3 protein-coding genes are annotated in these 2716 nt (G+C 68.6%); all 3 read right to left on the bottom strand.

The window, feature by feature from the left end; genetic code table 11:
- Position 1: 1 nt before the first annotated feature.
- Positions 2 to 1567, bottom strand: a complete 1566-nt coding sequence (gene guaA, locus VI238_RS16995; protein WP_331653507.1) for a glutamine-hydrolyzing GMP synthase — start codon at positions 1565 to 1567, stop codon at positions 2 to 4.
- Positions 1568 to 1570: 3 nt separating this feature from the next.
- Positions 1571 to 2179 (bottom strand): hypothetical protein, encoded by a 609-nt coding sequence (locus tag VI238_RS17000; RefSeq protein ID WP_331653509.1) that lies wholly within the window; start codon positions 2177 to 2179, stop codon positions 1571 to 1573.
- A gap of 2 nt (positions 2180 to 2181) precedes the next feature.
- The coding region (locus tag VI238_RS17005; protein ID WP_331653511.1) for an IMP dehydrogenase at positions 2182 to 2716 on the bottom strand (535 nt) is incomplete at its 5' end.

The following is a 2716-nucleotide window of genomic DNA, read 5'->3' on the forward strand; positions in this document are numbered from 1 at the left end:
GTCACTCCCACTCGATCGTCGCGGGCGGCTTGCCGCTGATGTCGTAGACGACGCGCGACACGTGCGGGATCTCGTTGATGATCCGCCGCGACACGTGGTCGAGGAAGTCGTACGGCAGGTGCGCCCAGTGGGCGGTCATGAAGTCGATCGTCTCGACCGCGCGCAACGCGATGACCCACTCGTACGCTCGCGCGTCGCCAACGACGCCGACCGACTTCACCGGCAGGAACACCGCGAACGCCTGGCTCGTGCGGTCGTAGAGGTCGGCCTTGCGCAGTTCCTCGATGAAGATCGCGTCCGCGCGCGCGAGGATGTCCGCGTACTCGCGCCTGACTTCGCCGAGGATGCGCACGCCGAGCCCGGGGCCGGGGAACGGATGGCGGTAGACCATCGCGCGCGGCAGGCCGAGTTCGACGCCGATGCGGCGCACTTCGTCCTTGAACAGCTCGCGCAGCGGTTCGACCAGGCCGAGCTTCATCTGCTCGGGCAAGCCACCGACGTTGTGGTGCGACTTGATCACGTGCGCCTTGCCGGTCTTGCTGCCGGCCGACTCGATCACGTCGGGATAGATCGTGCCCTGGGCGAGCCACTTGACCCCGTCGAGCTTGTGCGATTCCTCGTCGAACACCTCGATGAACAGGCGGCCGATGATCTTGCGCTTCGCCTCGGGGTCCTCGACGCCCGCGAGCGCGGCGAAGAAGCGATCCGCCGCATTCACGCGGACCACGCGCACGCCCATGTGCTCGGCCATCGTCGCCATGACCTGGTCGCCTTCCTGCCAGCGCAGCAGTCCGGTGTCGACGAACACGCAGGTGAGCCGGTCACCGATCGCGCGATGCAGCAGCGCGGCGACGACGGACGAATCCACGCCGCCGGACAGGCCGAGCAGCACGCGGTCGTCGCCGACTTGCGCGCGCACGCGCGCGACCTGATCCTCGATGATGTTCGCCGCGGTCCACAGCGTTTCGCAGCCGCAGATGTCGGCCACGAAGCGCTTCAGCAGCGCACTGCCCTGCTTGGTGTGCGTGACTTCCGGATGGAACTGCACGCCATACCAGCGCTTCGCCTCGTTCGCCATCGCCGCGACCGGGATGCGGTCGGTCTTCGCGGTGACGACGAACCCGGGCGGTGCGGCGGCGACGTGGTCGCCGTGGCTCATCCAGACGTCGAGCGCGCGCGCGGGCGCGTGGTCGGTCAAACCTGCGAGCAGCGCGTCGTCGGCGACGATCTCGACGCGCGCATGGCCGAACTCGCGCGCGTCGGCCGCTTCGGTCGCGCCGCCGAGTTGCGCGGCCATCGTCTGCATCCCGTAGCAGATGCCGAGGATCGGCAAACCGCTGTCGTATGCGGCCTGCGGCGCCTTCGGCGCGCCTTCGAGCGTGGTCGACTCGGGCCCGCCGGAGAGGATGATGCCCTTCGCGCCCCAGGCGGCGATCTCGGCCGGGTCGTGGTCCCAGGCCCAGATCTCGCAGTAGACGCCGAGCTCGCGCACGCGTCGCGCGATCAGCTGGGTGTACTGGGCGCCGAAGTCGAGGATGAGGATGCGGTCGCGATGGATGCGGTCCAAGGATCAGAACTCCAGGGTTGCGGAGAGGCGCGTGCGCATCTCGATGTACTCGGAACTGTGGTCGCCGTGCCCATCGAGTGAATCCTGCAGCACGAGCAGCCAGGAAGCGTCGTCCCCGTCGAGCGCGAAGACTTCGTTGGCGATCGGATTGCCGGCGATCGTCAGCGTCGACGCGACGCCGGTCAGCGTGCCGGACTTCGTGGTCCTGAGCACCGCTTTCGCACGCTGCGGCCGGACGCCCGGCGCGATCGAATTCTCGATGCCGGCGGCGACGTCTTCCGGCTTGCGCTTCGGGCCGGCGTTTTCGAACACCATGATCACGGCGTCGTTGCCGTCGAGCGTCCAGCTGCGCGGCGGCGCCGGGTCGGATTCCCACGGGAAGTGGCGCGGGTAGTCGAACTGCAGCGAGCCCTGCATGAAATGCCGCCACGGCAGCTCGTCGATGCGCAAGGTCGCCTTGCGCCCGCCGACTTCGACCTCGACCGAAGCACCGGCAGTGGTCACGTACGGCTTGCCGTCGAGCTCGATGCGCAACTGCGTCGGTGGTTCGCCGCTGGCAGCGCTGCACGGCGTGGCGAGCAACGCGGCGAGGAGCATCGGCGTGGCGTGCACGTTCAATCCAGGCGGTAGTTGGGCGCTTCCTTGGTGATCGTCACGTCGTGCACGTGCGACTCGCGCACGCCCGCGCTCGTGATGCGCACGAACTGCGGCTGGGTGCGCATCGCCTCGATCGTCGCGCAACCGACGTAGCCCATCGATGCGCGCAGGCCGCCCGCGAGCTGGTGCACGATGTTGCGCAGCGGGCCCCGGTACGGCACGCGCCCTTCGATGCCTTCGGGCACGAGCTTGTCGGCGTCCGCTTCGTCCTGGAAGTAGCGGTCCTTCGATCCTTTCTCCATCGCACCGAGCGAACCCATGCCGCGGTAGCTCTTGTACGAACGGCCCTGGTACAGCTCGACTTCGCCCGGCGCCTCCTCGGTGCCCGCGAACATGCCGCCGATCATCACGCAATCCGCACCGGCCGCGATCGCCTTCGCGATGTCGCCCGAGTAACGGATGCCCCCGTCCGCGATGAGGCCGACGCCGCTGTCTTCGAGCGCCTTCGCGACCATGCCGACCGCGGAGATCTGCGGCACGCCGACGCCCGCG

The organism is Dokdonella sp. (assembly GCF_036518555.1).
Taxonomy (GTDB): Bacteria; Pseudomonadota; Gammaproteobacteria; order Xanthomonadales; family Rhodanobacteraceae; genus Dokdonella_A.